We start from the raw sequence: 25,094 nt of genomic DNA, 5'->3' as shown, positions 1-25,094 counted from the left end.
TGACCGACTCGCCGGCCGCGGAAACTCAACGTTGACAGTCCAAGGGCGTGCTCATATGGTTTTCGGCGGGCCGCCGGCCGACAGCCGCTCGCACTGTGGCGCAGTCGGAGTTCGGTGACACACGCGGGTGAGCTTGCGGCGAAAGGATCCTCAATGTCGATGACATCTGGCGGCGGTGCGAACGGTGCCAACCGGAGCGCGGGCACCATGCCGCGGCCCGAGTATCCGCGCCCGCAATTCGTCAGGGAAGACTGGCTGAACTTGAACGGGGTGTGGCAGTTCGAGATCGACCGCGGGGACAGCGGTCTCGACCGCGGCCTCCTCGAACGGCAACTGGAACGGACCATTCTGGTGCCTTTCGCCCCGGAGTCGGAACTCTCCGGCGTAGCAGAGACGGACTTTCTCCAAGCCGTCTGGTACCGCCGGGAGATCGAGGTGCCCGAAGAGTGGGCGGGCCGAAATCTCGTACTGCACTTCGGGGCCGTCGACTATGACGCCACCGTGTGGGTGGACGGGCGCGAAGTGGGACGGCATCGCGGTGGATTCAGCTCGTTCGATGTGCAACTGGGCCGGTTCGACCCGGAGCGGCCGGAGGCCAACCGGCTGAGCGTCGTCGTGCGCGCCCGCGATCTGCGGGAGAGCATCCAGGCGCGGGGCAAGCAGTCGCTCCTGTACGACAACACAGGCTGCCTCTACACCCGCACGACGGGCGTCTGGCAGACCGTGTGGCTGGAACCGGTTCCGGAAGACTCCATACGATCGATCGCGGTGACACCATCGGTCGGTGACGGCTCGTTCGCGGTTGTGGCAGAACTGTCTGCCAATCGCCCTGGCCAGCGTGTCCGTGCTGTGCTGTCTGACGGGTCCGGTGTCGTTGCGGAGGCGACGGTCCGCGCAGACCTCGACTTCTCTCCGGCGCTGCATCTGAAGATCCCGAAGGATCGAGTGCGCCTGTGGCGTCCTGCCGATCCGTTCCTCTACGACCTGACCGTCGAATTGCTGAATGGCGACGAAGCGCTGGACTCTGTGCGCAGCTACACGGGGCTTCGCTCGGTGTCCCGTGACGGAAAGCGCCTGTTGCTGAACGATGAGCCGGTCTTCCAACGGCTCGTGCTCGACCAGGGGTACTGGCCGGAGTCCCTCATGACCGCACCGAGCGACGACGCTCTCCGGCGCGACATCGAGTTGGCGATGGCTGCCGGCTTCAATGGGGCGCGGTTGCACCAGAAGGTGTTCGAGGAACGCTACCTGTACCACGCCGACCGTCTGGGCTACCTGGTCTGGGGCGAGTTCGGCGACTGGGGCGTCTCAGAGAACGGGCCGGCCGGGCAGAACCAGGCCCCGACCGCCTCGTTCGTCGGCGAATGGCTGGAAGCACTGCGTCGTGACTACAACCATCCCGCCATCGTGGGTTGGTGCCCGCTCAACGAGACGCACCAGGTGATGCATGACCGCACGACCGTGCTCGACGACGTCACGCGTGCGCTCTTCCTGGCGACGAAGAACGCCGACCGCAGCAGGCCCGTGCTCGACGCATCGGGGTACTCGCACCGGGTGTCCGAAGCGGACGTGTTCGACTCGCATGACTACGAGCAGAAACCGGAGCGCTTCGCACAGCAGCACGCGGGACTGGCCACGGACGAGCCGTTCGTGAACACCGGATCCGAGGGCCCGTTCTCGGTGCCGTACCGCGGCCAGCCCTACTTCGTCTCCGAGTTCGGCGGGATCTGGTGGAACCCGGAACTCGCCGCAACGGAGCACGGGAACTCCGACTCGTCGTGGGGCTACGGCCAACGCGTCGCCGACGAAGACGAGCTCTACGAACGGTTCGCGGGCCTGGTCGGCGCGCTGCTCGATGATCCGAACATGTTCGGCTATTGCTACACGCAGCTCACGGACGTGTTCCAGGAGCAGAACGGGATCTACCGCTTCGACCGATCGGAGAAGCTCGATATCGCGCGCATCCGCGAGGCGCAGCAGCGCCCGGCCGCGTTCGAAAGCTGAACGGCCGCGCTGCGACGCGTGTGCGCCGCCTCGTCCGCGCCTATCCCGGCGGGAGTGGATGACCGTGAGCGTCGAGCACGAGCAGGCAGAACATCGCGTTCGCCCAGGAGAACCACGGGCGCGTATATCGCGCGGCGTCGTCCTTGTCGAAGCTCTCGTGCATCAGCCCCGTCCCCGCGTCCGTCTCGCACAGGAGTTCGAGCATCGCCCTCTTCTCCTGCGGCGAGTGTGACGTCAGCCCCTGGACGGCGAGTGCGATCGGCCAGATGAACCCGTGCGGGGTGTGCGGGCTTCCGATACCGCAAGCAGCGCGGCCGCGGAAGAAGTACGGGTTGTCGTCGCTGAGGGCGAAGGCGCGGGTCGCACGGTACACGTCATCGTCGAGCTCGTCGTCGAACAGCGGGGTCGAGAGCAGGCTCGGCATGTTGGCGTCGTCCATCAGCAGCCGGTTTCCCATGCCGTCCACCTCGTAGGCGTAGATGGTTCCCCACCGCGGATGCCGCACCGTCCCGTGCTCCTCGACTCCGGCGCGAAGTTCATCACGCAACCGGTCCGCTTCGACGGCCAGAAGCTCGTCGTGCAGCACCTCGCGCGCTATGGCGGAGACCTGCCGGAGCACGGTCGCGGCGAAGAGGTTCGCCGGGATGTTGTACCCGAAGGCGCAGGCGTCGTCGCTGGGCCGGAATCCGCTCCAGGTCATTCCGGTGCGTGAGACAGGCGAGCCGCGCCCGTCGCGGACCAGAGTGTCGCTCGGCGGACAGTCGGTGCGCACGAAGCGGTACGCGGACGCGGTCTCGTGATCTTGCTCGACGCGCCACACCTCGAGCACCCGACGCGCGACGCGGACGAACGTCGCATCGAAATGCTCGGTTCGGCCCGTCGAACGCCAGAGCCGGTAGGCGAGGTTGATGGGGAAGGCCAGGGAGTCGACCTCATACTTGCGTTCCCACACCCAGGGGTCGTCAGAGAGGTCGTTCGAGTCGTGGGCCGCGCCGTTCGGCTCGGCGTTGAACGCATTGGCGTACGGATCGATCTCGATGTAGGCCAGCTGACGGCGCAGCACGCCGAAGAGCGCATCCTGAAGCGGCACGCTCTCCGGCATGAGCACCAGATACGGGAGGAGCTGAGTCGTGGAGTCTCGCAGCCACATGGCGGGGATGTCGCCGGTGACGACGAAGTTCGTCCTGTCGGGCATGGGGCGCACCGTCGTATCGAGGGTGTTCCCCAGGCACCGAAGAAAGGTTTCGGCCACAATCGGGTCGGGGTGTGATCCGAGCACGTCGTCGACGATCCCGTTGTCTTTCAGCATGCGCGACAACTGCACGCGGATGGTCTCCTTCTGTGCTGGCGTGGTTCCGATCGGTCAGTAGGAGGGGTTCTCCTTGATCGCCTGATTGATCTGCTGGAACATCCCGGGGACGCCGGTTGAGGCCGGGATCTTGCTTTCCAGGATGTCGAGCCAGGTCGAGTTCGTGATGTTCGCGACCGGAGTGGTCGCGGGCCCGATGTAGCCGATCAGTTTCTGCTTCACCCCCATCACATACTTCACTCCCGCTGAGACGCTTGTCGCGCCCTGCTTGTTGAGCGCCGCGTAATAGCTCGGTGCGGACGGGGCGTATGCCGGCGGGGCGACGGGGGAAGCCGGCAGAACCTTTGGGAACACGTGTGTCTGCAGGTACGAGATCGCCTTCCAGGTCTCCTCCGGATTCTCCACGTTCGCCGGCGAACACAGGCCCTGCGGATCGTTGATCTGCACCTTCACGGAGCCGGTCGGCAGTGGCGCCCATCCCCAGTCGGAGGGTTTCATGTTGCCCTGCAGGAACGTCACCGCAAGCCATTGGCCGCCGTACATCATGCCCAGTTTGCCGCTGGCGAACGCTGCCGTGTCGTTGGCCGCGGCGTTGCCACTTGGCGGGGTGAAGTCGCCCGCCTTGAACGCCTGCGCGAACTGTTCTGTCGCCTGGATGAAGTGCTCGTCGGGGGTGAACTCCTTTCCGTTGATCGGATGCGGGCTCAGCGGCCTCCCGCCCGCCCCGACGGAGCGCACGTTCACGGTGTTCGTGTCGTACGCCATGTCGTTGATGCCATACGTGCTGCCGAGCACGCCCTTCATCTTCGCCGCATCCGCGAAGAGGTCGTCCCAGGTCCACGTGGTCGACGGCACCGGGATGTGCGCAGCGGCGAGGTACTTCTTGTTGTAGTAGACCCCGTAGGTGTTCGCGAGCGTAGGGATGCCGTACAGCTTGTCCTTCGTGACGTAGTACGGGTCGATCGTGCCCGGAGAGAACTTCGTGGTGTCGAATCCGAAGTACTTCGGATTCTTCTTCGCCCAGTCCGCCCAGTTGAAGAGCAATCCCTCGCTGCCCATCGTGGTCGCCATGCCCGGGTTGCACCAGAAGAAGTCCGGCAGCTTCTGCGCGAGGGAGAGCGAGGAGATCTGCTGGTTGAAGCCGGAAGCCGGGACTTCGAGGCGCTGCATCGTGTAGCCGTCGGACTCGTATCCCGCGAATGCCTTGTCGAGCAGCCCGTTGGTCGTGCTGTTCTCCCAGGTCAGATACGTGATCTTGTGCGGGTTCGCCGCATATCCGCTGGCCAGTCCGGAGACGCATCCCGAAAGCGACGCGCACAGCCCGGCGGCGACCGCGATCGCCAGCGCCGCACGGAACCGGCGGCGCGAGCCTGAACTGCGCCGCAGTGCGGCGCCGTGACGGAGATCGTTGAACAGGCGGCTCATTTCAGCGAACCTCCCAGGCTCCCCAGACCCTCCATGAAGTACCGCTGCGCCAGGAAGAACAGGATCAACGGAGGAAGCATGTAGAGGATGTTCGTCGCCATGTAGTAGTTGTACGGAGTCAGTGCTGCGCTGGCGAACGAGCCGGAGAATTCCGCCATGCCCACCGAGAGCGGGAAGCGCGAGCTCGACGACAGGTAGACCAGCGGGGACAGGTAATCGTTCCACGTCCCTTGGAACGACAGGATCGCCATCGTGATCCAGAGCGGCTTCGTCATCGGGAAGAAGATCCGGGTGAAGATCTTCCAGTGTCCGGCGCCGTCGAGTGTGGCGGCCTCATCGATGGATCCCGGGATCGTCTGGAAGTACTGCCTCGCCAGGAAGATGAACATCGGGCTGCCGAGGAACGCCGGAATGATCAGCGGCCACCAGCTGTCGTAGAGCCGAAGGGCTATGTAGAGACGCACCAGCGGGATTATCCCGACGATCCCGGGAAGGAACATCGAGCAGACGAAGACGTAAAACCATGCTTTCCGGCCCGCGAAGCGGATTCGCGACAAGCCGTAGCCGACCAGCATCGAGCTGAACACGGCGCCGGCGACGCACAGAACGGTGATCGTCACGGTGTTCCCGAGCATCGGCCAGAAGTCGATCTGCGCGGGGCCGTTGATGAAGTTGGACCAGACGAACTGCTTGGGGAAGAGGTCGGGCGGGAGCTTGTTCACGTCGGAGGTGCTCTTCAGAGCGATGCTGATCATCCACAGGAGCGGGAAGAGCATCGTGCACGCAAGCAGCACGCAGAGGGCGTACCAGGCGCCGCGGGATACCGTCATCGGCACGCGAGCGCGGAGGGGTTTGTTCCGTCGCCGCAGGGGGGACGCGGATGTGACAGCGGTCATGAGAGATCACCTTCTTCTTTGCGGTCGGCCGGTCGTCGCCCTCGACGGCTGGTCGTTCGATGGGGGGAGGCGAGGGTGGCTGAGGAACGGAGGTAAGGCACGATCATTGCTCCTCGTTCGCGTTGTAGACCCACTGGTTGGAGGTCTTGAACGTGATGGCCGTGATGATCATGATCAACACGAAGAGCACCCAGACCTCGGCCGTCGCGTAGCCCATCGTCGCGTTGGTGGTGCCTCCGAATCCGTCGGTGTAGATCTTGTACATCAGCAGGTTGGAGGAGTTGTTCGGCCCGCCCGTGGTGAGCAGTGCGATGTTCGTGAAGGCCTGGAATGCAGCGTTGATGCCGAGCACCAGTTGGAGCAGCAGGATCGGCGTGATCATCGGCAGGGTCATGGTCCAGAACGTGCGCCAGGCGCCGGCGCCGTCGAGCTTGGCGGCCTCGATGATGTCGTCGGGAACGTTCTGCAGGCCGGCCAGGAAGATGATCATCGTGCCGCCGACGCCCCAGAGTCCGATCAGGATGACCGTCATCAGCGAGGTGTCAGGTGACTGCAGCCATTGCAACGGCGGTATGCCGAACCAGCCGAGTACCTGGTTGACCAAGCCGAATTGAGGATCGAAGAGGTATTTCCACATGCTCAGCACCGCGACGGCGGGCAACACCACGGGCAAGTAGAAGATGGTTCGGAAGACCTTCACTCCTTTGAGCTTGCGGTTGAGCAGAACCGCGAGCGCGAGCCCGAGAACGAGAGCCAGCGGCACGCTGATCACGGCGTAGACGATGGTGTTCCAGAACGTCCCCCAGAACAGCGGGTCCTTCGTGAACATGGTGATGTAGTTCCCGAAGCCGATGAACCTCGGTGCCGTGACACCGTTCCAGTGCGTGAGCGAGTAATACGCGCTCATCACCAGCGGATACGCGACGAAGACGGCGCATCCGATGATGGAGGGCAGTATGAACAGATAGCCCATCTTGTTGTTCGTACGCCAGTCCCGGCGACGTTGCCGCTGTCGCGTATGGGGCATCCCGAGCGTGACTATGCGTTCTGTTTCGGTCGTTGCGGTCAAGGGAAGACCTCCTCGTTGAGATGCGCCGGTGTGAACGACGGATGCGTGTTGCGCCCTGCGAGTTCGCTTCTGCCGTACGCGTGGACGGCGGCTCGTGGCGACGGGTGCAGGGCGTGGCAGCAGGGGAGGGCTCCTGAAATGGACAACACGACCTCCTCGCTGAGAGTGTGCGGGCGCCGCAATGCGTCCGGCCGACGTTCCAACTCGAACCCGTAGTCGCATCCGCTGGTACGATTGGGAACGTTTCCAATCGTGGATGAGCATACCGCGGATCCAGCCGACGGCAAGGGTCGATATGGCGAGTGCTCTCCACGGAAGGCTGTCAATGGAGATAGGCGATGACCTCACACAAGCTCGTATCGGCTCGTCCTTGGGATGACGAGGATGCCCGGAACGGGCTGCTCGACCGCGCGGTCAGCGCCGAGGGCGCGATGGGATCGACACGCATCGCCGTTCTGCCTGAGCCGTTGATCAAGACCGTCGACGGGATGCGCGTCCAGGCCGTTCGCCTGCTCGGCCGTGATTCGCAGCTCTCCGGTCGCGGACTGCGACCATCGCTGATCACCGGCGACGGCTCTGAGCTCGTTGTCGCTGTCGAAGACGGCCCCGCAGGAAGCATCCGGTTGCTTGTGCGCGCAGTCGGCGAGGCGACCGGGGTGCGCGTCGGCATCGAGGAGCTCGGGCCCGAACGGCTCGTGTTCGATCTGCTGCCTCAACGCGAATGGACCGTTCACCTGATTCACCACTCGCACTTCGACTTCGGGTACACGGACAGGCAGACGGAGGTCTTCGCGGCTCAGCGGTCGTACCTGGACAGCGCTCTCGACCTCATCGACGAGACCGCGGACTGGCCAGACGAGGCGCGTTTCCGATGGAACAGCGAAGCACTCTGGGCCGTCACCGACTGGCGCAGACAGCGCCCGGCAGCGCAGATGGATCGTCTTGTGCGAGCGGTGAAGGCCGGATCGATCGGACTGAGCGCACTGCCGTACAACCTGCACACCGATGTGTGCTCCACGGACGAGCTGCACGAGCTCCTCCGCGACGCCAGGCGGCTGCGCGACGAGTTCGGCATTCCCTTCACTTCCGCGATGCAGACCGATGTGCCCGGACAGGTCGCCGGTCTTCCGGATGCATTGCAGGAAGTCGGTGCGAAGTATCTCTCGGTTGCCCACAACTGGGCCGGTCGCTCCCAGCCCCACACCATGGGCGCGCTCAACCTGCCGCGTCTGTTCCGGTGGCGTTCCCTGGCCGGCAGTGAGGTGCTGGTCTGGATGACGGACAGCCCGCACGGCCTGGCTTACATGGAGGGGCCGATGGTCGGCTTCACGGAGGGTATCGAACAGGTCGAGAACTACTTCCCGGCCTACCTCACTGCCCTGTCGACGAAGGGCTACCCATTTCCTCCTGGGGTGTTCGGCGCCCATGGGGAATCACTCGAGGGCCGCGACCCGTACCCATGGAATGTGCTGCATCTCCGGATACAGGGCTACATGGGCGACAACGCTCCCGCGCGGCTGGCGCTGCCGGCCATCGTGCGGCAGTGGAACGAGACGTGGGAATCGCCGCGTCTCCGAGTGTCGCGCAACGAAGACTTCTTCGCCGATGCCGAAGCCCGCCTCGGCGACGAACTGATCACGGTCGAGGGCGACTGGGGCGATTGGTGGGTCGAGGGAGTCGGGTCGGCAGCGGTGCCGATCTCCTTCATGCGCAAAGCTCAGGCGGAGGTGGTCGATGCGCGCACGATCTCCCAGTTGAGCGCCCTTTCGGGAGGTGAGGCCGTTCACGCGGAGGCCGAACGGTCGTCCGAGACCTACGATGCGATCTCGATGTTCAACGAACACACCTGGGGTGCAGGCGACTCCTGGACTCACGGCGACGAAGGCTTCTCGTCGGGCGAGCTGCAGTGGCAGTGGAAGGTCGCCCAGAGTCTCATCGCGCAGCAACGTTCGTCCGAGTTGTTGGAGACAGCGCTCGTCTACCTCGGCCAGGCTGTCGGTGCCGCTCCCGACGCCGCCGCGTCGTTCGTCGTGGCCAATCCGACAGGCTTCGCCCGTAGCGGAAGGGTGCGCTTCTTGCTCCCGGAGGCTGCCGTTCCGTTCGGTGTCGACGTCGTCCTCATCGACGCCCGGGATCACTCGTTGCTGCCATTCGTGGAAGAAGAGCAGACCAACACCGCCCACAGAGAGTCCGGTCGCTGGGTCGTCACATACGTCAGCGATGTTCCGGCCGCCGGATACCTCCGTCTCGATGTACGCACACGCAAGGCGCACAGCGATTCCCACTCCGAGTCGCCTGCAGAACGGGCGATTCGTGACGACTCCGCCGACGGCGAGTACGGGCTGCCGTTGCTGCGTGATTCCGGTCGGAGCGAGGGTGCCGCCGTGACCGAACGGCCGCGAGCCGAACTACTGACGCTGGAGAACGAATACCTCCGAGTGCGCGTCGACGAGCATGCCTCGACGATCGCATCGATCCTGGAGAAGGCATCCGATCGCGAACTGGTGAACCAGGACGCCGTCGTCGGGTTCAACGGGTATGTCTACGACGAATATGCGAGCTCCGGAGCGGGCTTCAACCATCTCGCGAACAAGCTCGCGGTCAGTGCTCGGCTGGAGATGCTTGCAACTCGAACGCTTGCCCGGCCTTCGCGCATCGTCGACCGGACCGATGACGTCTTGGGACAGACTCTGGTCTACGAATATCAGGCCGCCGGTGTCGATTGGGTGCGTGTGACACTCCGATTGCCGAAATCTTCGCCGTGGCTCATCATCGAGAACCGGCTGGCGAAACCCTCCCGGTTAGTCAAGGAGAGCGCGTACTTCAGCTTCCCGTTCGCCGGTGACGACCCGCGGATGCGGTTCGAAGTGTCGGGAAGCGTGACCGGGGATGGTCTGCCGCACATTCCAGGGGCACCGCAGCACATGCGGGGCGTGCGCGACTGGGTGCTGGTGGAGGATGGCGAGGAAGCCGTGGTCTGGGTGACGAGGGATGTCCCTCTCGTCGAGCCACACACGATCGCCGTACCGTACGCCCCATTTCCGTCGAGCACGAAGCCGCACGAGGCGGGAACGGTCTACTCCTGGGTGCACAACAACGTATGGGACACCAACTTCCCTATCGAGCAGGGTTTTGAAGCCACGTTCTCGTATGCGGTCGGGGTGCGGGCCACTGGCGATGAATCGACGGGCGAACTCGCCCTGCGGACGGCGGCAGAGCTGGTTCATCCGTTGCGGGCGACTCGAGCCACCGGCGATGCATCCGACCGCGCGGCGGAACGCGGAGTGCTTTCCGTCTCCGACACACGTGTGCAACTCGTCGGCCTGTTACAAGCAGAGGACGGTGACACGATCGTGCGGCTGCAGTCTTTTGCCGACGAACCGACGAAGGCGGAGATCCGATGGGATCGGGATCTTGTCAGGGCTGTGCGGACGACCTTCCTCGGCGACGAGCTGGCAGATCTTAAGTTCGTGTCCGGAACCGTGCACGTACCTCTCGAACGTTTCGAGACTGCCGCGGTGAAGGTGGCTCTTGTCGACGCCGAGTGACCCTCAACGGGTCACCGAGGGCTCCGACGGGTTCTTCCGGTTCACCGGCCCCTCGAACAGACGCACGACTTGCTCGACGGAGTGGCCCTTCGTCTCGGGCAAGAAGAAGTAGACGAAGAAGATGCCGATCACGCAGAGCGCGGCGAACACGATCATCGTCCAGCCCAGGCCCATGCCGACCTGCATGATGGGGAAGACCAGCACAAGGCCGTAGTTGGCCAGCCAGTCCACGGCCGCTCCGATTCCCGAGGCACGTCCTCGGACGGCGGTCGGAAAGACCTCGCCCTGCAGCAGCCATCCCGTTCCTCCGATGCCGATCGCGAAGCAGGCGATGAACAGGGCGAACCCGACCATGACGACCACCAGCTGCGGCACGCCCGACAAGAACGACGCTCCGTACGAACCGACGAGAAGGAACACGGCCATGCCGATGTACGCCCCGATCGCCAGGCGGCGACGTCCGATGCTGTCGATGAACCGGAACGCGAAGTACGTGGCGATGACGTTCACGACCGCGAGGATGCCCGCGGCGATGACCCCGTAGATCTCCGACTGCACCGCAGAGGTTCCCGGGTGCACGAAGTAGGGCGTCAGCAGATGCGGCCCGTAGTAGAACGCGACATTGATGCCCGTGATCTGCTGGAGGATGAAGAACACGCACACAATGACGAGTGCGCGACGAACGGGTTTGGTCCACAAGGACTGGCCCGCGACGCGCTCCTGTTCGGCCCGTACGGCAAGGGCCTCCTCGTGCACTTGCTCGGCCGTGGCCTCCATCCCGAGGAGCTCGAAGGCCTTGATCGCCTTCTCCTCCTTGCCGTGCTCCAGGAGCCAGCGCGGCGACTCGGGCATCCGGGCTCGCATGATCAGGGAGATGATCGCGGGGATGAACCCGATGCCGAGCATGATGCGCCAATCGACCGTGGATGCCGCTCCCGGTGCGATGCCGAGCACGATCACGGCGATCACGTAGGCGGCGAGGATGCCGATGGTGATCATCCACTGCTGGATGATGGCGAGGGATCCGCGTCGGCGTTTCGGCGCGAACTCGGAGATGTAGGCAGTAGCGATCGCTGAGTCGGCTCCGATCGCGATGCCGATGATCAGCCGGCCGATGGTCAGAGTCACCGGCTCGAACGCGAACGCCGAGATGAGCGAGCCGATCGCGAAGAGCGCCGAGTCCGCCAGCAGCAATGATTTGCGGCCGAACCTGTCGGTGAGCGGACCGGCCGCCAGTGCCCCCACGAACGAGCCCAGCGATGCACCGGCGACGATGATGCCGATCGCCACCGGGCCGAGCTTGAACGGGAGGAAGACCAAGGCCGAGCCGATGTTCGATGAGTCGAATCCGAACAGGAACCCGCCGATGGTAGCCAGAACGGCCAGATAGATGTAGAACCGGCCGATGTCGCGTGTGTCGAGCGCCTCCAGGAGCCCGGCCTTCGTGTTCTCCATAATGCGGACGTTACGCCCGTGCCGGGCCGTGTGACAGGGGGATGCGAACGACGCGAAACCGCGGTAGAGGTGGCCGCGGTCTACAGGCGGGTCGGCGCGTCCGGCTTACGCGGACAGCGACACCCGGTCCGCGCGTGCTTGATCGATCCGCGCCTTGCGGACCAACTCGGCGGCAGCGTGATCCCAGAGGAGGGACTGGCCGCATTCCTCTGCCCGATCCAGGCGCTCACCTGCCAAAGCCACGAACACCTGACCGGCCCTCTCGATGAACCCGAGAACATGGCGTTCGAGATCGATCTCGACGAGGTCGTTCGCCCGCGGCACGACCACCAGTTTCACCGTCTCGATGCGGTCGGCATCGATATCCAGCCGCACGCGCACCTCGCGCGACTGAGGCACTTTGAGGATGCTTTCCGCCATGATCGCCCTCCTAAGCTGCTGGCCCGATGACATCCGCAAGCACGGTCTTCGTCTCTGTGTCGCTACAGCGCCTCCACATTCCATCGCCGAGCGAAATGCTCGGTGATGTCGCACCGACCAGGGGCGGTCCGGTCGGCGAATTCATGTGACTGAGGCGACCGCATCCGCCCCGAAGAACCCGCACTTCCGTGGTACGCGCCGCGACCGATCATGTCAACGGGGTTGCGACGAACCGAAGACCGAATTCAGGGCGTGCGCAGCCGAATACCGAGCGCGACGCAGGCTAGACGACTGCCCAGAGCAGCAGAGCGAGGATGAAGCCCATCACCGAGATGACGGTCTCCATGATCGACCACGACTTGATGGTCTGCCCGATGGTGAGGCCGAAGTACTCGCGAACGAGCCAGAAGCCCGCGTCGTTGACGTGAGAGAAGAACAACGATCCCGCACCGATCGAGAGCACCAGCAGCGCGAGCTGCACCGGAGAGAGGTGTACGGCGAGGGGCGCCACGATTCCGGCTGCCGTCACGGTGGCAACCGTGGCCGAGCCTGTCGCAAGCCGGATCAGCACGGCGACGATCCATCCGAGCACCACGACGGAGAGGCTGGTGGCCACGGCGATCTTCGCGATCGAGCTCCCTGCACCGCCGTCGACGAGCACCTGCTTGAAGCCGCCGCCGGCACCCACGATCAGCATGACTCCGACGATCGGCAGCAGGCTCGCCCCGATCTTCTTCGTCAGCGTGTTCAGCGAGAATCCGACGGTCGTGCCGAAGGTGACCATGGCCAGCAGCACGGCGATCAGCAGTGCGGTCACCGGGTCGCCGACGAAGTCGAGCACGTTTCGAGCCACGGAGCCCGATGGCAGCCACAGGTCTGAAGCGGCCTTGGCGAGCATCAGCACCACGGGGGAGAGGATCGTGACCAGCGTCCAGGTGAACGACGGTGTGCGCGTGGCGTCGGGATCCTGAGCACGGTGACCGCCCGCCTCGGCATCGGCCCCCTTGCCGCCAACGGTGACGGCCAGAGCCGCACCGGATGCCTCCACAGGTACCCAGCGCGCTGCGAGCCGGCCGAACAGGGGGCCGGCGACCACCACGGTCGGGATCGCGATCAGCAGGCCGAAGGCGAGGGTGATGCCCACGTTGGCGTGCAGCAGCCCGATCGCCGCGAGCGGCCCGGGGTGCGGCGGGATGAACCCGTGCAGCACCGAGAGGCCGGCGAGAGCCGGAATGCCGAGCAGCATGGCCTTGCTCTTCGCGCGGCGCACGGCGAGCATGACGACCGGGATGAGGAGCACCAGGCCGATCTCGAAGAACATCGGGATGCCGATGATGCCCGCGATCAGTGCCATCTTCCACGGCAGCGTGGCCGGACGGCCCCGCAGGAGTGTGTCGACGACTCGGTCGGCACCACCCGAATCGGCGAGGAGCTTGCCGAGCATCGCGCCGAGCGCGATGAGCACGCCGACATAGCCGAGAACGCCACCCACGCCGGCCTCGTACGACGCGGTGATCTTCTCCAGAGAGATGCCGGAACCGAGCCCGACGATGAGCGAGGCGATGGTGAGTGCGAGGAACGCGTGCATCTTCACCACCACGATCAGGACGACCACGATGGCGATGCCGATCGCGGCCATGACGATCACGAGCGTGTCGTGGGATGTCCACGGCTGATGCGCGGCATCCGTCGCGGCGGCCGCGGCCGTCACTGCTGTCGAACGAAGTGTCTCCACAAGGCTCACCCCTGATCTCCTTCCCCGCGCCCCGGCGCACGCGAGCACGTCCTATCTTGCTGGCGAAGCCACCCGATCGGGGGACGGATCGCCGCTCATCTTCGCCGTCGGCGGCACCGACCGGACCGGCAGAGCCTGAGCCCTTCCTTTGCGTTCTCGAGGTGTTCGTCCGAGTGCCGTGACCTGCACGGGCGCGGAACCGGCGTAGCGTGACGCAGGTGCACGCGAGAGGAAAGACCGTGACCGCGTCAGCGGCGGCCCACGGCCACGGCCCGAAGACGTCGGCCACCGGTCACGGTGCGATGGCGGCAGCGGCGCTCGCCGCGCTAGGTGTCGTCTTCGGCGACATCGGCACGAGCCCGTTGTACGCGTTGAAGACGGTGTTCCTGCTCGACAACGGAGCGGTGCGACCGGTGCAGGACGACGTTTACGGCGTGGTCTCGCTCATGTTCTGGAGCATCACGATCATCGTGTCGATCAAGTACCTCGCCATCCTGATGCGCGCGGACAACGACGGCGAGGGCGGTGTCATGGCGCTGGCGGCGCTCGCGCAGCGTCTTTACGCGAGCAAAGCCGCGCGCGCCGGAGCTCTCCTCGTGATCGGAATCGTCGGCGTCGCACTCTTCTACGGCGACTCGATCATCACACCCGCCATCAGCGTGCTCTCCGCTGTCGAAGGTCTGCACGTCACCGTTCCGGCGATCACCCACCTCGTCATCCCGATCGCCGCGGTCATCCTGATCGCGCTCTTCGTCGTCCAGCGCTTCGGAACCGGCAGCGTCGGCGTGCTCTTCGGCCCGGTGATGGTGCTCTGGTTCGTGGCGCTTGCCGCGGCCGGCCTGACCATGGTCGTGCAGTATCCGGCCGTTCTGCTCGGGCTCTCGCCCACCTACGCCGTCGTCTTCATGGTCGCGCATCCCGCGGTGTCGTTCATCGCACTCGGGGCCGTCGTGCTGACCATCACCGGCGCAGAGGCGCTGTACGCTGACATGGGGCACTTCGGACGCTCGCCCATTCGTCGCGCCTGGTTCTTCCTCGTCTTCCCCGCGCTGACCATCAACTACCTCGGCCAGGCAGCGCTCATCCTGCACAATCCCGCGGCCCGGATCAATCCGTTCTTCCTGCTGATACCGGAATGGGGGCGCCTCCCGATGGTCATCCTGGCCACCGCGGCGACCGTCATCGCGAGCCAAGCGGTCATCTCCGGCGCGTTCTCGCTCTCCCGGCAGGCTGTGCACCTGGGCGTGCTGCCGCCGCTCACGGTGAGACAGACATCCCAGCGCGAAGGCGGGCAGATCTACCTCCCGGCCGTCAACTTCTTGCTCTTCATCGGCGTCATCGCCGTGACCCTCGCATTCGGTTCCTCCGACCGGCTCTCTACCGCGTACGGCATCTCCGTGACCGGAGCCCTGGTCGTGGACACCCTGCTGCTCCTGCTCGTGGCCCGACCCCTGTGGCACTGGGCGCCGTGGAAGATCGTGATCTGCGCCGTCGCGTTCGGCGGCCTCGAGCTCACCTTCCTGGCCGGGAACCTTTCGAAGATCCTCAACGGGGGCTGGGTGCCGCTGCTGATCGCGGCGGTGGTCATCCTCGTCATGACCACGTGGCGACGAGGACGCCAGCTCGTGCAGATCGACCGCAAGCGCAAGGAGGGATCGCTGGCCCGGTTCATCGAGGACGTGCGCGAGCAGAACCTGCCGCGGGTCCCCGGCATCGCGATCTTCCCGCACCCGAACAAGGACACGACGCCGCTGGCGCTGCGAGCCAATGTGAAGCACAACCACGTGCTGCACGAGCACGTCATCATCGTCTCCGTGACCACGGCGCAGGTGCCGCACGTACCGATATCCGAGGCGTACAGCTACGACGATCTGGGATACACGGATGATGGCATCGAGCATCTGAGCATCCGGTTCGGGTTCTCCGACAAGCCCGACATACCCAAAGCGTTGCGGGCCGCGTGCCGCGCCGGCGTGCTTCCGCTCAATGCCGGCGACTTCACGCACGCGTCGTACTTCATCTCCCGGGGTGCCATCCGCACCACCCGGACCAACAGCATGGTGCCGTGGCGACGCTCACTGTTCGTGGGGCTTGCGCACAATGCCGCGAACCCGGCAGCCCGGTTCGGGCTGCCCGCGCTGCGCACAGTCACCATGGGCAGCGACGTCGAGATCTAACGCACCTCAGCTCTCGATGAGGCGTTCGTGCGTGACATCCCACGGCTGCGTCCAGCCGAGAGCGTCGAAGAGGCGATCGAGCAGGATCGCCGTGAAACCCCAGACGACGACGCCGTCCACATCGAATGCCGGGCCACTGTAACGGGACCCTCGGCGTTCGATCACCGCGGTGAAGCGCGACGCAGGATCCAGAAGTTGCGCCACCGGAACCTGCCACACGAGCGTCGTTTCGGCAGGATCGATCGCGCTCAGCACGATCGGGTGCTCCCACCACCCGATCACGGGTGTCACCAGGTGATCGCTCACGGCCAACGGAACCGGCGGAAGCGTCGCGAGCACATCGACACCGCTCGGATCGAGCCCGGTCTCCTCCGCAGCCTCCCGCAGAGCAGTCTGCACAGCATCCGCGTCACCTGGTTCTGCGCGACCGCCGGGAAACGACACCTGCCCGGCGTGTTGCCTCAGCGTTGCCGCGCGCACCTGCAGCAGAACGCAGAGCCCGACGGAACCGGATGCCTGTGCCCTCGCCTCGCTGAACAGCACGAGCACAGCCGCGGGCCGTTCCCCGTGGTCGCCGGCGCGAAGTTCACGGAAGACCGCCGGGTCGACTCGCTCGACGAGGCGGGCGAGCTGGCCGCGCGAGTCGGTGACGAGCGGGTGCGGTTCTGTCATGTTCCGGCTACGACGCGATCCTGCGGTCGTTTTCGGCAGACGGAGCGGCGTTCTCCTGGCTGATCGACGTCCACACGTCGTCGAGCGAGAGGCCGAGTGCGGTGGTGATCGCCGCAATCGTGGTGAATGACGGCGTGGCGATTCGACCGGTCTCGATCTTGCGCAGCGTCTCGGGCGATATGCCTGCCGAGAGCGCGACATCCACCATGGAGCGTTCGTTCCGGGCACGACGGAGGAGTGCGCCGAGACGTTCGCCCCGATGGACCTCGAGCGGGGACAGCGGCAATCTGACCATGAACCGATGATAATACCGGTATAGTATTACCGGTCTTGCTGGACTGTCGTTTGTGAGGAACCCATGATCGAACTGCTCGGACCCGACGAACTGCGTCGCGCCCACGAGAGCGGCGCCTTCGTCGCCGACGTTCTGCGCAGGATGCGCGACCGCACGAAAGTGGGCACGAATCTGCTCGAGATCGACGCCTGGGTCGCACAGCTCATCGCCGACGCGGGCGCGGTGTCGTGTTACGTCGACTACGCGCCGTCGTTCGGACGGGGCCCGTTCCGTCACGTCATCTGCACGTCGGTGAACGATGCGGTGCTGCACGGGCTGCCGCACGACTACGCCTTGCGCGACGGGGACCTGCTCTCGCTCGACTTCGCGGCATCCCTCGACGGCATCGTGACCGACTCCGCGATCAGTTTCGTGGTGGGCGACACGGTCGACGAGGCCGACGCGCGCATGATCGACGTCACAGAGCGCGCACTCGCCTCCGGCATCCAGGCCGCCGTGCCCGGATCGCGCATCGGCGACATCTCCCGTGCGATCGGCGCGGTGCTCTCCGAGGCCGGCTATCCGATCAACACCGAGTTCGGCGGGCATGGTGTCGGCTCGACGATGCACCAGGACCCGCACATCCCGAACACCGGACGGCCGGGTCGCGGTTACAAGCTGCGTCCCGGACTGCTGCTGGCGCTGGAGCCCTGGGTCATGGCCGACACGGCAGTGCTGGTGACCGATCCGGACGGGTGGACGCTCCGCAGCGCCACAGGTGCACGTACCGCGCACAGCGAGCACACCATCGCCATCACCGACGACGGGCCGGCCGTGCTGACCGCGCGGTAGCGCTCTGCGGGCGAGGGCGCACGACTGGTGTATTGTGTGTGTATGGTGCGCACAAACATCGAGATCGACGAAGAGCTCGTCGCCGAGGCGATGCGTCGTTTCGACCTTGGAACGAAGAGGCAAGCGGTCGACTACGCACTTCGACGACTGGTCGGCGTTCCTCTCACCAAGGAGGCACTGCTGAGCCTTCGGGGAACGGGGTGGGGCGGTGATCTCGATGAGATCCGTGACGGCGCCGAGCCGTGGGATCACGGGTGATCCTGGTCGACACTTCGGCGTGGGTCGAGTTTCTTCGAGGTACTGACGATCCGGTCGTCAGAGCACTGACCGAACTCATCGAAGCGGGAGAAGAAGTCGGTATCACGGAACCGATCGTGATGGAGTTACTGGCGGGTGCGACGACGCCCGAACTCGCTCGGAGCGTGGAAACGCTCGTGGACGGACTTCCGATCGTCCCTGTCGATGCGCTCCTCGACTACCGGGCTGCTGCTGCGCTCTACGTCGCGTCGCGACGGAACGGACATCCGATCCGAAGCCTCGTCGATTGCCTTATCGCGGCCGTCGCCATCCGACGAGACGTATGGCTCCTACATCGCGACCGCGACTTCGGATTTCTCGCCGAGATCAGTCCGCTGAAACTGCGTTGAGCCGGACGGCATTGCGCCTGGCACTGTCTCACGAGTCACGAATTCACCCGGATGACCTCTTCCTGATAGGGCGAGATCACCTGATGCGTGATGCGGCAGTCCAGGAGCAGGAATGGCCGCTCGGATGCCGGCGTCGCGGCCCAGGTGCGCAGGCGGTCGAGGTTGCCGAGGGTGCGCACGACGACGCCTTCCGCTCCGACGGCGGACGCGAGGGCGGCGAAGTCGATCTCCGGGATCAGCATCGGCTCGCGCGCAAGACCCTTCAGACCATAGAGATTCACCTCGGCACCGTAGGCGGCATCGTTCCAGACGACGGCGATTCCGCGTCCGCCCGCGACGCGTACGGCGGTCTCGAGATCCGCCAGAGCCATCAGCCCGCCGCCGTCGCCCGTGGTGAGCACGATCGTCGAGTCCGGCTTGGCGAGCGCGGCGCCGGCGACCGATGGCATCCCTAGCCCGATCGACTGGAATGCGGTGCCGACCATGATCATCCGGTCGGGAGATGCGACCGGCCAGTACATGTTCGCCCAGCCGATGAAGTGCCCGCCGTCGGAGACGACGACGCGGTCCTCCGGGAGCAGCTCGCCGATGCGCGCGGCCAGCGTGCGGGGATCGAGCCGGCCGTCGGAGGCGGTTTCCTCGCCGTCGGGGCGCTTCGTGAGCGCGTCGAGGTCGATCGTCTCGCGCCAGCCGCTCGGCGTCACGCCGTGCTCACGCAGCGCAGTCACCAGGTCCGAGGCGACGATGCGCGCATCGCCACGAATGAAGCCGCCCACGTTCGGATGCGTCGCTGCGGCTCCGGTGTCCACCTGCACCACCTGGGTGTCAGGCGAGAACAGCTGCCCGAAGCGCATCGTGAACTGGTTGAGGGATGCCCCGAACACGACGGCGACATCCGCCTCGCGCACCAGATCCATCGCGCCGTCAGCACCGAATCCGCCGGTCACGCCGAGGTCGTAGCGGGCGTCAGGGAAGATGCCCCGCCCCAGCGCGGTGGATGCCGTCACAGCGCCCGTGGCGGTGGCGAGCTCGCCCAAGGCGTCACCGGCGCCGGCGAGCCAGGCGCCGCGCCCGGCGAGGAGGAAGGGACGCTCAGCGTCCGCAAGCGCTCGCGCGAGGCGTCCCAGTTGCGCTCGACTGAACTCGTCGCGCGGGGCGAGTGGATCGGGCAGCCGAGGCTGCGGCGCGTCGGGAACGGGGCCGGCATCCAGTTGCGCGACGTCGTAGGGGATGGCCAGCACGGTGGGAACGCTGTAGGCGAGTGCGTGCTCGACGGCGATCGCGGTGGTGGCGGCGGCATCCGCTCGTCCCACCGTGTAGGTTCGGGCACCGACGGCGGACGCGAGTGCGATCTGATCGACGTCCCAGGGTCGAGGGCCGGATGTCGGCTCGTCGCCCACGACGAGGATGAGCGGGATGTGCGCCTGCACTGCCTCGGCCAGCGCCGTGAGCGTGTTCGTGAACCCGGCGCCGTAGGTGGTGGTACCGGCGGCGATGCGGCCGGAGGCGCGGAAGTGCGCATCCGCGGCGACGACCGCTCCGGCCTCGTGGCGCACCGGCGTATAGCGCACGTCGGTCTGACGCGCGAGCGCGTCGAGGAAGTAGGCGTTGCCGTTGCCCATCACGCCGAAGACGTTGTCGAGATGCTGGGCGAGGGTGACGGCGACGTGAGCGGAGACGGAGGGCATGGCGAAGCCTTTCGAGACGTAACGGATGCGATTTCCGTATGTGTCTCGCCGGCGTGCGCGGCTCAAGTGCCCCTTTTTCGAGCACCGGCTCGTTCGACCGCCTGTGAAGCGACGGCCCCGAACCGGACGAGAACGAGGATAGCGGAGTGTCTGGCGACCGGCAGGCCTCCGGGGCTTCACCGGCGACCGTCGGGTTTCGCTGGCGCTACACCTATCGTCATCCGCGGCAGTTTTTTCGTGTAGCGGGTGCCGATAGGTGTAGCGCGAAGGAATTCCGGCTGGGGGAATGGCATCGTGGTCGCGGCGGGCCGGATCTGACAAGGTGGGAGCAGACCGCGAGCATCGGGAGGACGCATGTCTGACGGCGAGACCGACCGCAACGGACGGCTGGTGCTGATCCGGCACGGCGAGACGCCGTGGAGCCGCGTCGGCAGGCACACCAGCGTCACGGACCTCACGCTCACCGAGCGCGGCGAGCAGCAGGCACGCGATCAGGGATCGATGCTCCGCGGTCACCATTTCGCTCTCGTGCTGTGCAGTCCGCGGGCGCGCTCGCGGCGCACCTCTGCTCTGGCCGGCTACGCGCATCCCACGGTCGACGACGACCTCGTCGAGTGGGACTACGGCGGGTACGAGGGCATCACGACCCCGCAGATCGTGGCCTCCCGGAGCGGTGAGCCGTGGGATCTCTGGCACGACGGCGTCATCCCGGGGCAGACGCCGGGGGAGACGGCCGAGCAGGTACAGGCGCGCGCGCAGAGCGTGATCGACAAGTGCACGCCGAGCCTGCTGAACGGGGACGACGTGCTCCTGGTCTCGCACGGCCACTTTCTGCGGATGCTCGCGGTCACGTGGGCCGGTCTTCCGGTGACGGCGGGCGCCGTCATCCGACTCGACACCGGCAGCGTGTGCGAGCTCGGGTACGAACACGAGCAGCAGGCGATCCTGCGCTGGAACTGCCCGCCCGACCCGCGTACCGACTTCAGCTGACGGCGCGGTCCTCCGCGACGTCGAACAGCGGTACCGTGAGCACCTGCTCGATGCGGCGGCGCACGACGGCGGGCATATCGACCGATGCCGGATTCAGCAGCCACTGCACCTGCAGGCCGTCCATCAGGGCGGTGAGCTCGATGGCGGTGTCGTCGATATCCACGTCGTCGTCGAGATATCCGGCATCTCGCGCGCGAAGAAGCGCGCGTGCCGTTCCTTTGCGAATGCGCTCGTACCGCTCGATGAAGTACTGGTGCGCCGGATGCGACGGGTCGCCTGCCTCGGCCGAGAGCACCGCGTAGAGGCCGATGATGCCCGGTACTTCGGTGTTGTGAGCCGCGAGGTCCACCATGCCGCGCAGGATGCCTAGTCCGTCGCTTCCGGCCGACCCGTTGCGGCGGAAGCGCTCGAGATCCTCTCGGTCGCGCGTGGCGAGCACCGCCTCGAGCAGCGATTCCTTGGTCGGGAAGTGGTGCGAGAGCCCGGCGCGGGAGATGCCGCACTCGGCGGCGATCTCGAGCATCGTGGCGCCGTTGAATCCCACGCGCCCGAAGAGCGCGGTGGCGACCGCGATGATCTTCTCGCGGCGCGCGCGGCCGCTGGCATAGCCCTGCTCGGTGGATGTCATCCCCACCATTGTGCCGTCGCGCGACCCCGCGGTGAGCGCACACACCCCATAAACCGGCACTTTTGCAGATTTTCTCGGTAAAACCGGCACAAATGCCGGTTTCTTGTGTTAGCGTGTCCTCGGCCGTGCACGGATGCCGGCTGCTGGGACCCGACCCACGGGCATCCCGTTCGCTTCGACCAAGGACACGTCATGACAATGTCGTCAGATCCCATGTCTCCCTCAGGGCCCGCGATGACCGAGACCACCTTCATTGCGGTCGCCGACGGCAACGACGACCCGCCCGCACCGATCAAGGGACTCCCGCGGCTGCTGGGCTGGATCATCCCGGCGAACTTCGGAATCTTCCTCGTCTGGGGTGCCGTGCCGGGCATCCTGCTGCCGCAGCAGCTCACGGTCATGAACGCGCATGACAAGGTGGCGAACTTCGCCATTGTGGCGACGATCGGCGCCTTCGCCGCGATGATCGCGCAACCGGCCGCCGGCCAGATCTCCGATCGCACCAGGTCGCGGTTCGGCCGACGCGCGCCGTGGATCGTTCTGGGCGCACTCGCAGGCGCACTCTCGCTGGTGGGACTGGCGTTCGCAAACAGCCTGATCGGTGTCGCTATCGCCTGGATCTTCGTGCAGATCACCTACAACTTCGCGCAAGGCCCGCTGAGCGCGGTACTGCCCGATCGGGTGCCGCTCGCCCGCAGAGGCACGTTCGCGGCGTTGTCGGGCATCGGCCTCATGGTCGGCGCCCTCGGCGGCCAGATCATCGGCTCATTCTTCTTCAACAGCATCGCGGCCGGCTACATCGTGTTCGCGGTCTTCGCGCTGGCGATGCTCGTGCTCTTCGTCGCGTTCAACCCCGACCACCCGAGCACGAACATGCGCAACGAGCCGTTCAGCTTCGGCGACTTCCTGCGCACGTTCTGGGTGAACCCGGTCAAGCACCCCGACTTCTTCTGGGCGTTCTCCGGCCGGCTACTGCTCTACACCGGATACTTCGGCGTCACCGGATACCAGCTGTTCATCCTCACTGACTACTTGCACGTCAAGCAACCGCAAGACGTGATCCCTCTGCTCGGCATCGTCAGCATCGTGGGCACGCTCATCGCGACGGTCGTCTCCGGACCGCTCTCCGACAAGGTCGGACGCCGCAAGCCGTTCGTGTTCGGCTCGTCCATCGTGATGGCGATCGCCCTCGTACTGCCGTGGGTCTCGCCCACCTTCACGTCGTGGATGATCATGACCCTGGTGATGGGACTCGGATTCGGCATGTTCCAGGCCGTCGACACCGCGCTGATGAGCCAGGTGCTGCCGTCGGCGAAGTCGTTCGCCAAGGATCTCGGCGTCGTCAACATCGCTGCGACCCTGCCGCAGACCCTGGCGCCGGGCATCGCGGGCGCCATCGTGCTCGCTTTCGGCTATGGCGCGCTCTTCCCGATAGGGATCGCCCTGAGCATCCTGGGAGCGTTCTGCGTCTGGTTCATCAAGGCGACCAAGTAGCCGCAGTCACTCAATGCTCCACGAGAGATTACCGAGAGGACCCGAGGACCGAAATGATCCGCGAAGCCGTTTTTCCCTACCAGGACGCATCCCTGTCGATCGAGCAGCGGGTGGAGGATCTGCTCTCCCGCATGGACGCGGCCGACAAGGCCGGAATGCTGTTCCACACCATGGTGTCGTTCGGCGACCCTGCTGTGGGCAACCGCACGTTCGGACTGCCGTCGGCTGTGGCGATGGTGCGCAACCGGCGCATGAACCACTTCAACCTGCTGGGCGCCGCACCCGGCGGGCGGGAGTTCGCGGCCTGGCACAACGCGGTGCAGCGGGTGGCAATGGAATCGCCGCTGGGCATCCCGATCACCTTCTCGACCGACCCTCGGCATGCGTTCAGCGACAACCCGCTCACGTCGATGATGTCCGGGCCGTTCTCGCAGTGGCCGGAGACGCTCGGCTTCGCAGCGATCGGTTCGCCGGAGCGACTCGAGCGCTTCGCCGAGGTCGCGCGGCAGGAGTACCTGGCGGTGGGACTGCGCGTTGCTCTGCATCCTCAGATCGATCTCGCCACCGAACCGCGGTGGTCGCGGATCAGCGGCACGTTCGGCGAGGACGCCGACCTCACGTCGCGCCTCGTCGTGGGCTACATCCGCGGATTCCAAGGCGAGCGCCTCGGCACCGAGTCGGTGGCCACCATGGTGAAGCACTTTCCCGGCGGCGGTCCCCAGAAAGATGGCGAAGACCCGCACTTCGAGTGGGGTCGCGAGCAGGTGTACCCGGGTGACGCGCGGGACTACCACCTGAAGCCGTTCATCGCGGCCATCGACACCGGCGCCACGCAGATGATGCCGTACTACGGGATGCCCGTAGGCACGGACTGGGAGGAGGTCGGGTTCGGCTTCAACAAGTCCGTCATCACCGACCTGCTGCGCGACAAGCTCGGATTCCAGGGCATCGTGTGCACCGACTGGGGCCTGCTCACCGACGCCACGGTGATGGGTACCGCCATGCCTGCCAGGGCGTGGGGAGTGGAGCAGCTGAGCCGTCCGGAGCGCATGCTGAAGGCGCTGGATGCCGGTGTGGACCAGTTCGGCGGCGAGCTGTGCACCGATGTGCTGCTGGATCTCGTCGCCGAGGGCAGCGTCACCGAGGAGCGTCTCGACGTCTCCGTTCGCCGGCTGCTGCGCGAGAAGTTCACGCTAGGTCTGTTCGACGACCCGTTCGTCGACGAGGACCGGGCGGAAGCCGTGGTGGGGCACGCCGACTTCGTCGCCGAGGGCCTGGATGCCCAGAGCGACTCGCTCACGCTGCTCACCAACACGAATGCGACGTTGCCGCTGTCGCGTGGTGCCAAGGTCTATGCCGAGGGTGTCGACCCCGCGGCGCTCGCCGAGTACGCGACCGTCGTGGAGAGCCCGGAGCAGGCGGATGCCGCCATCCTGCGCATCAAGGCACCCTATGAGGGCGGCAAGGGCGGCTTCTCCGACCTGTTCCACTCGGGCTCTCTGGAGTTCCCGGCGACGGAACTGGCGCGGTTGAAGCGGATCACGACGGCAGTGCCGACCATGATCGACATCTACCTCGACCGGCCCGCCGTGCTCGGCGGACTGGAGACCGAGGCCGCCGCGCTTCTCGCCGATTACGGAGCATCGGATGCCGCGGTGTTGCGCGTGCTGTTCGGCGACCGGTCGCCGCAGGGCGCGCTGCCGTTCGACTTGCCGAGGTCGATGGATGCGGTACTCGCCAGCCGCTCCGATGTGGCGTTCGACACGGAGAACCCGACGTTCCGCTTCGGCCACGGCCTGCGCTACTGAGCA

General features: G+C 65.8%; 20 protein-coding genes. 9 read left to right on the top strand and 11 right to left on the bottom strand.

The genetic code is table 11. The features are described from left to right. Positions 1 to 159: 159 nt before the first annotated feature. Complete coding sequence (locus tag ACYVII_RS02275; protein ID WP_460530538.1) at positions 160 to 2,004, top strand: glycoside hydrolase family 2 protein; 1,845 nt, start codon at positions 160 to 162, stop codon at positions 2,002 to 2,004. 40 nt (positions 2,005 to 2,044) lie between these two features. Here ACYVII_RS02275 and ACYVII_RS02270 read toward each other — a convergent pair whose 3' ends face one another. From ACYVII_RS02270 to ACYVII_RS02255, 4 genes are all read right to left on the bottom strand, one after another. Then, entirely contained in the window at positions 2,045 to 3,328 is a 1,284-nt protein-coding gene (locus tag ACYVII_RS02270; RefSeq protein WP_460530301.1) for a glycoside hydrolase family 125 protein, read from the bottom strand. 39 nt (positions 3,329 to 3,367) lie between these two features. Further along, positions 3,368 to 4,738 carry an ABC transporter substrate-binding protein gene (locus ACYVII_RS02265; protein WP_460530298.1) on the bottom strand — a complete coding sequence of 457 codons (1,371 nt, stop codon included), beginning with the start codon at positions 4,736 to 4,738 and terminating at the stop codon, positions 3,368 to 3,370. Continuing rightward, positions 4,735 to 5,634: a carbohydrate ABC transporter permease gene (locus ACYVII_RS02260; protein ID WP_460530295.1), complete on the bottom strand. Its 900-nt coding sequence runs from the start codon at positions 5,632 to 5,634 to the stop codon at positions 4,735 to 4,737. The genes ACYVII_RS02265 and ACYVII_RS02260 overlap by 4 nt, the downstream gene beginning before the upstream one ends. 103 nt (positions 5,635 to 5,737) lie before the next feature. Then, positions 5,738 to 6,703: a carbohydrate ABC transporter permease gene (locus ACYVII_RS02255; RefSeq protein ID WP_460530292.1), complete on the bottom strand. Its 966-nt coding sequence runs from the start codon at positions 6,701 to 6,703 to the stop codon at positions 5,738 to 5,740. Between the two features lie 338 nt (positions 6,704 to 7,041). Here ACYVII_RS02255 and ACYVII_RS02250 point away from each other — a divergent pair, with 338 nt between their 5' ends. Beyond that, a complete protein-coding gene (locus ACYVII_RS02250) occupies positions 7,042 to 10,251 on the top strand; it encodes a glycoside hydrolase family 38 N-terminal domain-containing protein (RefSeq protein ID WP_460530289.1) in 3,210 nt (1,069 codons plus the stop codon). Positions 10,252 to 10,254: 3 nt separating this feature from the next. On the opposite strand, the gene ACYVII_RS02245 is transcribed toward ACYVII_RS02250, so the two are convergent. The 3 genes from ACYVII_RS02245 to ACYVII_RS02235 form a co-directional block, all read right to left on the bottom strand. Then, a complete protein-coding gene (locus tag ACYVII_RS02245; protein ID WP_460530286.1) occupies positions 10,255 to 11,706 on the bottom strand; it encodes an MFS transporter in 1,452 nt (483 codons plus the stop codon). Positions 11,707 to 11,811: 105 nt separating this feature from the next. Continuing rightward, positions 11,812 to 12,126, bottom strand: a complete 315-nt coding sequence (locus tag ACYVII_RS02240) for a hypothetical protein (protein WP_460530283.1) — start codon at positions 12,124 to 12,126, stop codon at positions 11,812 to 11,814. A gap of 283 nt (positions 12,127 to 12,409) precedes the next feature. Continuing rightward, positions 12,410 to 13,870: a GntP family permease gene (locus tag ACYVII_RS02235; RefSeq protein WP_460530280.1), complete on the bottom strand. Its 1,461-nt coding sequence runs from the start codon at positions 13,868 to 13,870 to the stop codon at positions 12,410 to 12,412. Between the two features lie 230 nt (positions 13,871 to 14,100). Here ACYVII_RS02235 and ACYVII_RS02230 point away from each other — a divergent pair, with 230 nt between their 5' ends. Continuing rightward, positions 14,101 to 16,038 (top strand): potassium transporter Kup, encoded by a 1,938-nt coding sequence (locus ACYVII_RS02230; protein ID WP_460530277.1) that lies wholly within the window; start codon positions 14,101 to 14,103, stop codon positions 16,036 to 16,038. Between the two features lie 6 nt (positions 16,039 to 16,044). Here ACYVII_RS02230 and ACYVII_RS02225 read toward each other — a convergent pair whose 3' ends face one another. Together ACYVII_RS02225 and ACYVII_RS02220 are read right to left on the bottom strand one after the other, a co-directional pair. Beyond that, entirely contained in the window at positions 16,045 to 16,710 is a 666-nt protein-coding gene (locus tag ACYVII_RS02225) for an NUDIX hydrolase (protein ID WP_460530274.1), read from the bottom strand. Positions 16,711 to 16,717: 7 nt separating this feature from the next. Next, a complete protein-coding gene (locus ACYVII_RS02220) occupies positions 16,718 to 17,005 on the bottom strand; it encodes a helix-turn-helix domain-containing protein (RefSeq protein WP_460530271.1) in 288 nt (95 codons plus the stop codon). 63 nt (positions 17,006 to 17,068) lie between these two features. On the opposite strand from ACYVII_RS02220, the gene map reads away from it, so the two are divergent. Genes map through vapC form a run of 3 tightly spaced genes read left to right on the top strand, consistent with a single transcriptional unit; the run spans position 17,069 to position 18,483 of the window. Continuing rightward, positions 17,069 to 17,836, top strand: coding sequence for a type I methionyl aminopeptidase (gene map / locus ACYVII_RS02215; RefSeq protein ID WP_460530268.1), 768 nt, complete (start codon positions 17,069 to 17,071; stop codon positions 17,834 to 17,836). Between the two features lie 42 nt (positions 17,837 to 17,878). Continuing rightward, on the top strand, positions 17,879 to 18,094 hold the full coding sequence (locus tag ACYVII_RS02210) for a type II toxin-antitoxin system VapB family antitoxin (protein ID WP_460530265.1): 216 nt from the start codon (positions 17,879 to 17,881) through the stop codon (positions 18,092 to 18,094). Continuing rightward, complete coding sequence (gene vapC, locus ACYVII_RS02205) at positions 18,079 to 18,483, top strand: type II toxin-antitoxin system VapC family toxin (RefSeq protein ID WP_460530262.1); 405 nt, start codon at positions 18,079 to 18,081, stop codon at positions 18,481 to 18,483. Before ACYVII_RS02210 ends, vapC begins: the two co-directional genes overlap by 16 nt. A 35-nt stretch (positions 18,484 to 18,518) precedes the next feature. Here vapC and ACYVII_RS02200 read toward each other — a convergent pair whose 3' ends face one another. Then, positions 18,519 to 20,171 carry a thiamine pyrophosphate-binding protein gene (locus ACYVII_RS02200; protein WP_460530259.1) on the bottom strand — a complete coding sequence of 551 codons (1,653 nt, stop codon included), beginning with the start codon at positions 20,169 to 20,171 and terminating at the stop codon, positions 18,519 to 18,521. Positions 20,172 to 20,525: 354 nt separating this feature from the next. On the opposite strand from ACYVII_RS02200, the gene ACYVII_RS02195 reads away from it, so the two are divergent. Then, positions 20,526 to 21,161, top strand: a complete 636-nt coding sequence (locus ACYVII_RS02195) for a histidine phosphatase family protein (protein ID WP_460530256.1) — start codon at positions 20,526 to 20,528, stop codon at positions 21,159 to 21,161. Here the strand turns inward: ACYVII_RS02195 and ACYVII_RS02190 are convergent. Continuing rightward, the gene (locus ACYVII_RS02190) at positions 21,154 to 21,789 is read right to left on the bottom strand and encodes a TetR/AcrR family transcriptional regulator (RefSeq protein ID WP_460530253.1); all 636 of its coding nucleotides are present in this window, start codon (positions 21,787 to 21,789) and stop codon (positions 21,154 to 21,156) included. The genes ACYVII_RS02195 and ACYVII_RS02190 overlap by 8 nt on opposite strands. 234 nt (positions 21,790 to 22,023) lie before the next feature. Here ACYVII_RS02190 and ACYVII_RS02185 point away from each other — a divergent pair, with 234 nt between their 5' ends. Further along, positions 22,024 to 23,283 carry an MFS transporter gene (locus ACYVII_RS02185; protein ID WP_460530250.1) on the top strand — a complete coding sequence of 420 codons (1,260 nt, stop codon included), beginning with the start codon at positions 22,024 to 22,026 and terminating at the stop codon, positions 23,281 to 23,283. 53 nt (positions 23,284 to 23,336) lie between these two features. Continuing rightward, complete coding sequence (locus tag ACYVII_RS02180; RefSeq protein ID WP_460530246.1) at positions 23,337 to 25,091, top strand: glycoside hydrolase family 3 protein; 1,755 nt, start codon at positions 23,337 to 23,339, stop codon at positions 25,089 to 25,091. The last annotated feature ends 3 nt before the right edge of the window (positions 25,092 to 25,094 follow it).

This window comes from Humibacter ginsengiterrae (assembly GCF_054780115.1).
Note: the sequence above shows the minus strand (reverse complement) of the source record. Positions and strands in the feature narration are given on the sequence as shown.

Excerpts from the sequence above, each read along its gene's own strand:
- ACYVII_RS02275 (WP_460530538.1), top strand. The coding sequence starts at position 160 with ATGACATCTGGCGGCGGTGCGAACGGTGCCAACCGGAGCGCGGGCACC.
- ACYVII_RS02265 (WP_460530298.1), bottom strand. The coding sequence starts at position 4,738 with ATGAGCCGCCTGTTCAACGATCTCCGTCACGGCGCCGCACTGCGGCGC.
- ACYVII_RS02260 (WP_460530295.1), bottom strand. The coding sequence starts at position 5,634 with ATGACCGCTGTCACATCCGCGTCCCCCCTGCGGCGACGGAACAAACCC.
- ACYVII_RS02250 (WP_460530289.1), top strand. The coding sequence starts at position 7,042 with ATGACCTCACACAAGCTCGTATCGGCTCGTCCTTGGGATGACGAGGAT.
- ACYVII_RS02245 (WP_460530286.1), bottom strand. The coding sequence starts at position 11,706 with ATGGAGAACACGAAGGCCGGGCTCCTGGAGGCGCTCGACACACGCGAC.
- ACYVII_RS02240 (WP_460530283.1), bottom strand. The coding sequence starts at position 12,126 with ATGGCGGAAAGCATCCTCAAAGTGCCTCAGTCGCGCGAGGTGCGCGTG.
- ACYVII_RS02225 (WP_460530274.1), bottom strand. The coding sequence starts at position 16,710 with ATGACAGAACCGCACCCGCTCGTCACCGACTCGCGCGGCCAGCTCGCC.
- ACYVII_RS02220 (WP_460530271.1), bottom strand. The coding sequence starts at position 17,005 with ATGGTCAGATTGCCGCTGTCCCCGCTCGAGGTCCATCGGGGCGAACGT.
- map (WP_460530268.1), top strand. The coding sequence starts at position 17,069 with ATGATCGAACTGCTCGGACCCGACGAACTGCGTCGCGCCCACGAGAGC.
- ACYVII_RS02210 (WP_460530265.1), top strand. The coding sequence starts at position 17,879 with ATGGTGCGCACAAACATCGAGATCGACGAAGAGCTCGTCGCCGAGGCG.
- ACYVII_RS02200 (WP_460530259.1), bottom strand. The coding sequence starts at position 20,171 with ATGCCCTCCGTCTCCGCTCACGTCGCCGTCACCCTCGCCCAGCATCTC.
- ACYVII_RS02195 (WP_460530256.1), top strand. The coding sequence starts at position 20,526 with ATGTCTGACGGCGAGACCGACCGCAACGGACGGCTGGTGCTGATCCGG.
- ACYVII_RS02190 (WP_460530253.1), bottom strand. The coding sequence starts at position 21,789 with ATGACATCCACCGAGCAGGGCTATGCCAGCGGCCGCGCGCGCCGCGAG.
- ACYVII_RS02185 (WP_460530250.1), top strand. The coding sequence starts at position 22,024 with ATGACCGAGACCACCTTCATTGCGGTCGCCGACGGCAACGACGACCCG.
- ACYVII_RS02180 (WP_460530246.1), top strand. The coding sequence starts at position 23,337 with ATGATCCGCGAAGCCGTTTTTCCCTACCAGGACGCATCCCTGTCGATC.